Below are 7,486 nucleotides of genomic sequence, written 5' to 3' on the forward strand. Positions count from 1 at the left end.
AAAGGCAATTGGGATGCCTTGTATAGAATGATCTCTGCTGGTCAGGAGGTGGTTTCCCACAATATGGAAACAGTTGAGAGACTATACAGGAGGGTGAGGCCTCAGGCCAAATATGCCCGATCTTTGGAACAAACCAAATTGACCAAAGAATATGGTAAAAGAACCAAAACCGGGATCATGCTGGGTTTAGGTGAAACCAAGGAAGAGGTTTATAAAGCCATGGATGACTTGGTAGCACATGGATGTGACATTCTAACTTTAGGTCAGTATTTACAGCCTACAAAAATGCACATTGAAGTGGCTGAATTTATTCATCCCGATGTATTTGACCATTATAGAGAAGAGGGTTTGAAAAGAGGGTTAAAGTATGTAGAATCCGGACCTTTAGTGAGGTCTTCTTACCATGCTGAAAGACATGTAAATGTGTAATCAGGTATAAAAAAAAGAGGATGGGGCTAAAACTCCATCCTCTTTTTTTGATCTTTTTCTGGATTATTTCAGATATGCTGAAAGCATCCATACCGTCTTTTCTTTGGAGGTAATATAATCACTGATCAATGTGACAGTACCCTCATCCCCCTGTTCTGCCGCAGTTTCCAAGGCTTCCCTTTCCAAATTCAATAGCGTATTCAGGTTATCTCGGATGATCTCGACCATTTCCTTTGCATCCGTCACCAATTTTGCTTCTTGGATTACTGAATTTTCAATAAATTCTTCAAAGGAGGAAAATGGCCTGATGCCTAAAGTGAGAATTCTTTCCGCCACTTCATCGATACCAACATTGGCTTCATTGTATAGTTCTTCAAACTTTGCATGCAATTCAAAGAAATGAGGACCGGTAACATTCCAATGAAAATTTCTAAGATTTTGGTAATATATTTCATAATTGGCCAATAAGTCGTTCAACTTTTCCACCAATGCCTTACTCTCTTTTATTTTTAATCCGATTTCGTTTGTCTTCATAATAGTTATATTTATGGTTAAAATTCCACTCATATAGAGCAAAAATAAGGCCACGAAGGGTTAAAAAGATATATTGTCAGATTGATAATATCTATGGAAGAAAGGAGTTTTCTATTTAGATTAAGGCCTGAATTTAGAATGCCATGATAAACAGACTACAGGATTTTTCTGCATTGGATTTGTACAGCAATCAAGGGCGTATCAAATGGCTGGTGGTGATCTGTGCAGTGATAATCAGCTTCGGTTCTATTTTTTATACCAATAAGTTGGTAGATGAACTTAAGGAAAGGGAAAAAAGACAGATTGAGCTTTTGGCCAAAGCCTGGGAATATGCCTCAATTTATACTGACAATCTGACATTTATCAATCAGGAAATTATTCAGCAGAACACCTCAATCCCTGTTATTGTGGTAGATGGGACTGAAAATCCAATTGATTACCGAAACATTAACTTCAAAAATAAAACTACTGAGGAAGACAAAGCGCGGGTTTTACAACAGGAACTTTTGAAAATGAAGGCCCAATACGAACCCATTCCTACAGAGGATGCTTTGGTTTATTACAGGAATTCTGAATTATTGACATCGCTACGATTTTATCCCTATGTCCAACTTTCAGTGATTTTATTTTTTGGTATTTTGGCCTATGCCGTATTTAATCAATCCAAGGTAGCGGAGCAAAACAGAGTATGGGCGGGATTGACCAAGGAGACTGCCCATCAATTAGGCACACCGATAGCCTCATTAATGGCCTGGATAGATTACCTGAGAAATTCCCCGGTATGGGAAGAAAACAAGGAGGTCATTCAGGAGATGGATAAAGATGTCGTCAAATTGAGAATGGTCACGGAACGCTTCAGTTCAATAGGAAGTAAACCCTCAATACAGCCTGAACATGTGTTTTCAGTTATAGATGATGCCATCAATTACCTCAGGCCCAGGATATCATCAAAAGTAGACATCAAGGTAAACGGGTATGGCAATCATGTGGAAGCCCTGATGAACAGACCACTTTTTAAATGGGTGATTGAAAACATCTGTAAAAATGCCGTGGATGCCATGAAAGGACAGGGAAAAATTTCTATTGACATAATTAAAGAAAGCGAACGATTCGTCTGTGTTGATATTTCGGATACAGGTAAAGGGATGGAAAAAGGCATGTATAAAAAGGTCTTTTCCCCTGGATTTACCACGAGGCAGAGAGGCTGGGGCTTAGGGCTTACCCTTGCCAAGAGAATCATTGAGGGTTACCACAAAGGAAAAGTTTTTGTAAAACAGTCCGAATTGGGAAAAGGAACTACTTTCAGAATAGTACTGCACAGCAGCTTGGATGGGATCACCAAGTTCCAGAGAGAAGATTTTGTTGGGCAAAGTGTATAACCCTTACTTTTCTATTTGATGTAAGCATACCTCCATACATTTTTATTGATGTGATGGGTAGCATCGCAAAGGCAACTTTTGTTTTTAAATAAAATATACTGTACAAAATTATGTTTATAGAATCGAATGCAATGGTAACAGAGCTAAGAAATTTTTTTTAACAATTTTTACTTTGGAAACACCAATACATTTAGTTACCCAAGCCTTTAATAAACAGGCTCCTTTGGTTAACTTAAAAGAAATTAAGGAAATCACTTTGTTCAAAACGAGGTTCAGGCAACAAGTATCTTAAGCCAACCCTACTTTTATAGAGGCTGCAAGTATTTTCTCCAGCTATTTCCATCCCAAAGGAATAAGCCCTACCTTTGCAGCCTGAAAAAAAAGCAAATCAGGACTTTAGATGAGTTTGACCAAAGAAATACAGAAGCGGCGGACCTTTGCCATTATTGCCCACCCGGATGCCGGAAAGACCACTTTGACCGAGAAATTATTGCTTTTTGGCGGTGCCATACAGACAGCCGGTGCAGTAAAATCCAACAAGATTGATGTAGCCACCAAATCTGACTGGATGGAGATCGAAAAGCAAAGAGGTATTTCTGTTGCGACCTCTGTGATGGGCTTTGAATACAAAGGCATCAAAATTAACCTGTTAGATACACCTGGTCACCAGGATTTTGCGGAAGATACCTATAGGACTTTGACCGCAGTGGATTCTGTCATCATGGTCATTGACTGTGTGAAAGGGGTGGAAATACAGACAGAAAAACTCATGGAAGTTTGCCGCATGCGCAATACTCCTGTCATTTGCTTTATCAATAAACTGGACCGTGAAGGACGTGATCCATATGAACTGCTCGATGAGGTTGAAGAGAAGTTGAATATTAAGGTACGCCCCCTATCCTGGCCCATCGGTATGGGGAAAAGCTTTAAGGGAGTCTATAACCTCTATGATAAAAAACTGAACCTCTTTACTCCCAGTCAGCGAAAGTTGAGCGATGACCGCATCGAAATAAAAAACCTCGAAGACAGCAAATTGGATGAGCGGATTGGACAAAATGCTGCTGATCAACTACGGGAAGATGTAGAACTGATCGAAGGGGTATACCCTGATTTTGACCCCAAAGAATACCTTGAAGGTAAAATTGCACCGGTTTTCTTTGGTTCGGCAGTCAACAATTTTGGCGTCAATGAAATGTTGGACACTTTTATCAATATCGCCCCCATTCCAAAAAGCAGAAATGCGGAGGAAAGGGAGGTTAAACCTGATGAGTCCAAGTTTTCAGGATTTGTTTTTAAAATCCATGCCAACATGGATCCTAATCATAGGAATAGGATTGCCTTTTTAAGGATCTGCTCAGGGAAATTTGAAAGAAATAAGCCTTACAATCATGTAAGAGGCCCCAAACCCCTGCGTTTTTCCAATGTGACTCAGTTTATGGCACAGGACAGGGAAATTGTAGATGAAGCTTTTCCCGGTGATATTATTGGCTTGTATGATACGGGAAATTTAAAAATCGGAGATACACTTACAGATGGTGAAAACCTTACATTCAAAGGAATTCCAAGTTTTTCACCAGAAATTTTCAAGGAAGTCATCAACAAAGATGCCATGAAAACCAAGCAATTGGAAAAAGGTCTCAAACAATTGATGGAAGAAGGAGTCGCACAGTACTTTACCTATGAGATGGGTAACCGAAAGGTGGTAGGTACAGTGGGCCAGCTACAGTTTGAGGTGATCCAGTTCAGGCTCAAGCATGAATACAATGCTTCTGTAGAATTTGCCCCAATGAACTTGTATAAGGCATGTTGGATCAGCGGCAAGGATAAAAAGCAATTGGATGAATTCGTCAGATCCAAGAACAGGCACATTGCAAGGGATAAAGACGACAAATTGGTTTTTATGGCAGAATCAAAAGCTTGGTTGCAGATGGTGCAGGACAATTATCCCGAAATCGAATTTCACTTTACTTCAGAGTTTTAATCATCAATAAAGGCCCGGAATTCTTATGTAATCGGGTGGTTTCAACGGTTATAAGAAATAGCGTTTGGATGATACCCATGGAAATGTGTAAATTAAGTTGATAAATGATTGGTTATGAAAAATCAAGAGTTGATTCAAGAGATTGGTAAAGTCTCCGATGATAAAATGGAAGAAAAAATAAGAGGTCTATCAAAGGTTTTGTCAATACAGTAAAAAATAATCGCCTTAAGTAAACTTTAATTGCAACCTTCTTGAAATTTTCTTCGAAAGAAGATTTTGTAAAAATCATTTGAAATGAAAAGAAAACCATTTACCGTAGTCTATGAAGACAATCACCTATTGGTTGTCAACAAGGCTGCCGGTGTATTAGTACAAGGTGATAAAACCAAGGACAAAACCTTGACAGATTATTGTAAGGAATATATCGCTGAAAAATACAATAAAACCGGAGCAGTTTTCTTACATCCTGTACACCGCTTGGACAGACCGGTCAGTGGACTGGTGGTTCTTGCAAGGACCTCCAAAGGTCTGGAAAGGATGATGGAAGTTTTTAGAAAAAGGGAAATCCACAAAGTTTACTGGGCCATTGTAAAAAAGAAACCACAAGAAGAAACCGGTAAACTTACCCATTGGTTGGTTAAGAATGAGCAAAAGAATGTGGTATCTGCTTTTGAAAAAGAGGTTCCAGGATCCCAAAAAGCAGAACTCAATTACAAAAGACTGGGAAAATTGAACGACCATTGGTTACTGGAAGTCAGGCCCATTTCCGGAAGACCCCATCAAATCCGGGTGCAATTGGCCTCTATGGGTTGTCCCATCCGTGGAGATCTTAAATATGGATTTCACAAAGCCAATCCCGATGCAAGCATCAATCTTCATGCTTTCCATTTGGTGTTTTTGCATCCCATCAAAAAAGAGAAGCTTTTTTTGAGAGCAGCGCTACCGGAGGAGGCATTTTGGGAGCAATACCTGGAATTTGAGCCCGTTAAAGCCAAGGACCAGCATTTGGATAACACGTTTAGTGGATGAAAAAAGAAATAGAATTTCGAAAGTGAGAGGTCGGATTTCGGAATGAAAAGTTCTATTAAAGATTAGGGAATAAAAAAACACGAACGAATGAAAAATCTTTTTTTAGTATTTGTTGCATTAACATTCTTTTTTTCCTGTTCTCCAAAACAGGAACCCAAAACCGTCTATTTGGTGAGGCATGCAGAAAAGCAACTGTTAGGAGATGATCCGGAATTAAGTGTAGCGGGGTCTGCCAGGGCTAGAAAACTGGCCCAGATTTTAGCTGACCAACAAATTGAACATGTATTCAGTACTGATTTTGTTCGTACGAAAGCTACGGCGCAGCCCTTAGTTGATGCACAGTCCGGCTTAAGTATTGAGCTTTATGATGTCAAAAAACAGGATGACTTGGTCAAAGAACTCCGCCAAAGAAAGGGCAATGCCCTTGTAGTAGGGCATAGCAACACCATCCATCATGTCGCCAATTATTTTGTGGAAAGCGGCGATAAATTCCCGGAACTGGAGGACATTGAATACAATTACATCTTCGTGCTCACATTGGAAAAAGATGGTAGTTCAAGAGTAGAAAGGAAGGTTTTTAGAGATTTTTGATTGGAATTATTTTTCATATGATGCTTTGCAGCATCTTAGCTGTTTTTTAGCAGGCCCTAAGTACTTACTTTTCATTGTCTACCAACAGCTGTCTTTCAACTGACATTTTTGTAAGAAATTTTTGAGCTTTTTGATGTTTTGGAGAAAGTTTTTATCTTCAGAAAACTTTAAGCATCAATATATGAAAATAGGGTTAACATTCTTCGCATTTATCGCCTGTATTTTGGTATCAAATGCCCAATCGGGGGGAAGTCCAATCAGTATAAATCTTGATGAAACAGGAGGATGCTATGGCGAATATTTCCAAATTTTTTCTGAAAGAGGAGCTAAGCCTATTCCAAACGGAAATCATGATGTTGTGATCAGCATTGTTTACAAAGGCGAAAGTCAATGTTACTTCGGTAAAGCGAAAGTTGAAAATGGAAAATTGGTGCCACCTGTTCAGATTCAAAAGGATGATCTGTCATTTGCCCCCTTATCTTCTTTATACAGAAACCTCGATCAGGAATGGCTTGAGAAACAAAATCAGGAAAATTTATTTGATATAGTGGATGGAATGAGCAAAAGATTCTATTCAGAAGATCAGCAAGCAGGTAGGGTGTTTTTCTACACCTTCATCAATGACAAACAAAAATCCAATAGACGGGCCCCATCCGCTTCCGCTTTGATCAAAAATTGATTTCCAGAGCATTTGTAGGGTTATTTATAAATTGAAGGGTTTAAAAATATCCCAGAATTTAAAAGCAGGCCTTAATTGAAGAAAAATCTCCTCAAAAGCGGAGATTTTTTTATTTATCCTTTGCCCAATCCCAAAGGACTATACTCCAATTTTCTCCGGAAGGATCGGTATATTGATGAATTTCTTGGAATCCGATCCTTGCATGTGCCCGGATTGATCTTGGGTTACGGGTTGAAATTTCGGTGATGGCAAATTCAAATGTATCGTAAAAAGCCTTCCGGTATGTAGCATACAATTTATCAAAAACTCCCAAGCCACGGTAATTTTGTCCGACACAGACCTGTCCAACTACCATGTATCGGAAATCTGAAACCAGCTTTCCTTTGAAGGGGATTTTGTCAAATACTTCAAACATAGGAATCAATTCCGGTACGTCATTTTTACAATCTGCGGTCATGGCCATGGTATAAGCCACTACCTGATCTTCTTCTTTACAAATGACATGAGGGGCAAATTCCTGCATTTTTGTTAAAACCTCAAGATTATGTCTGACAAATAAAAATCCATCATTGATTGCGGTAATGCTGTTGAGGTGGTTTTTTTGTTGAAGGGCAAGAATACCTTGGAGATCTTCTGTAGTTTTTGCAGTTAGGAAGGTTAGGGAGTCCATTTCATTATTCACAAAAGTAAAAGTAACAAATGTTTTTCCGACCTCACAAATCATAAATAGTTAACTTTTGGTTTTCTAGTTTCAATCCTTGTTGTTCTGAAATTGCCTGAGGAGGATTATTCCCATTCTGGCAAAACATCATCAATTATTCGGGCATATCCTCAATTTTTGTGGATATACCCCTGATTCCGGCA

The 7,486-nt window shown here is 39.0% G+C and carries 8 protein-coding genes; 6 read left to right on the forward strand and 2 right to left on the reverse strand.

Annotated elements, in window-relative coordinates; translation table 11 throughout:
• On the forward strand, positions 1-429 hold a 429-nt coding region (locus tag QZT73_RS01310; RefSeq protein ID WP_363331079.1), incomplete at its 5' end, for a radical SAM protein.
• Positions 430-492: 63 nt separating this feature from the next.
• Here the strand turns inward: QZT73_RS01310 and QZT73_RS01315 are convergent.
• Positions 493-963, reverse strand: a complete 471-nt coding sequence (locus QZT73_RS01315; RefSeq protein WP_291780339.1) for a DNA starvation/stationary phase protection protein — start codon at positions 961-963, stop codon at positions 493-495.
• 143 nt (positions 964-1,106) lie between these two features.
• On the opposite strand from QZT73_RS01315, the gene QZT73_RS01320 reads away from it, so the two are divergent.
• From QZT73_RS01320 to QZT73_RS01340, 5 genes are all read left to right on the forward strand, one after another.
• Complete coding sequence (locus tag QZT73_RS01320; protein WP_291786219.1) at positions 1,107-2,342, forward strand: ATP-binding protein; 1,236 nt, start codon at positions 1,107-1,109, stop codon at positions 2,340-2,342.
• Positions 2,343-2,742: 400 nt separating this feature from the next.
• Complete coding sequence (locus tag QZT73_RS01325; RefSeq protein ID WP_291782629.1) at positions 2,743-4,323, forward strand: peptide chain release factor 3; 1,581 nt, start codon at positions 2,743-2,745, stop codon at positions 4,321-4,323.
• A gap of 294 nt (positions 4,324-4,617) precedes the next feature.
• Entirely contained in the window at positions 4,618-5,352 is a 735-nt protein-coding gene (locus QZT73_RS01330; protein ID WP_291782627.1) for an RluA family pseudouridine synthase, read from the forward strand.
• 87 nt (positions 5,353-5,439) lie between these two features.
• Positions 5,440-5,943 carry a phosphoglycerate mutase family protein gene (locus QZT73_RS01335; RefSeq protein ID WP_291782625.1) on the forward strand — a complete coding sequence of 168 codons (504 nt, stop codon included), beginning with the start codon at positions 5,440-5,442 and terminating at the stop codon, positions 5,941-5,943.
• A gap of 181 nt (positions 5,944-6,124) precedes the next feature.
• The gene (locus QZT73_RS01340; RefSeq protein WP_291786221.1) at positions 6,125-6,622 is read left to right on the forward strand and encodes a hypothetical protein; all 498 of its coding nucleotides are present in this window, start codon (positions 6,125-6,127) and stop codon (positions 6,620-6,622) included.
• 109 nt (positions 6,623-6,731) lie between these two features.
• On the opposite strand, the gene QZT73_RS01345 is transcribed toward QZT73_RS01340, so the two are convergent.
• Positions 6,732-7,346: a GNAT family N-acetyltransferase gene (locus QZT73_RS01345; protein ID WP_291786223.1), complete on the reverse strand. Its 615-nt coding sequence runs from the start codon at positions 7,344-7,346 to the stop codon at positions 6,732-6,734.
• Positions 7,347-7,486 lie beyond the last annotated feature (140 nt).

This window comes from Cecembia sp., from assembly GCF_007126775.1.
Classification (GTDB): Bacteria; Bacteroidota; Bacteroidia; order Cytophagales; family Cyclobacteriaceae; genus Cecembia.

What these genes read in the sequence shown, in the direction of transcription:
- QZT73_RS01320 (WP_291786219.1), top strand. Translation starts at nt 1,107, where the DNA reads ATGATAAACAGACTACAGGATTTTTCTGCATTGGATTTGTACAGCAAT.
- QZT73_RS01345 (WP_291786223.1), bottom strand. Translation starts at nt 7,346, where the DNA reads ATGATTTGTGAGGTCGGAAAAACATTTGTTACTTTTACTTTTGTGAAT.
- QZT73_RS01325 (WP_291782629.1), top strand. Translation starts at nt 2,743, where the DNA reads ATGAGTTTGACCAAAGAAATACAGAAGCGGCGGACCTTTGCCATTATT.
- QZT73_RS01340 (WP_291786221.1), top strand. Translation starts at nt 6,125, where the DNA reads ATGAAAATAGGGTTAACATTCTTCGCATTTATCGCCTGTATTTTGGTA.
- QZT73_RS01335 (WP_291782625.1), top strand. Translation starts at nt 5,440, where the DNA reads ATGAAAAATCTTTTTTTAGTATTTGTTGCATTAACATTCTTTTTTTCC.
- QZT73_RS01330 (WP_291782627.1), top strand. Translation starts at nt 4,618, where the DNA reads ATGAAAAGAAAACCATTTACCGTAGTCTATGAAGACAATCACCTATTG.
- QZT73_RS01315 (WP_291780339.1), bottom strand. Translation starts at nt 963, where the DNA reads ATGAAGACAAACGAAATCGGATTAAAAATAAAAGAGAGTAAGGCATTG.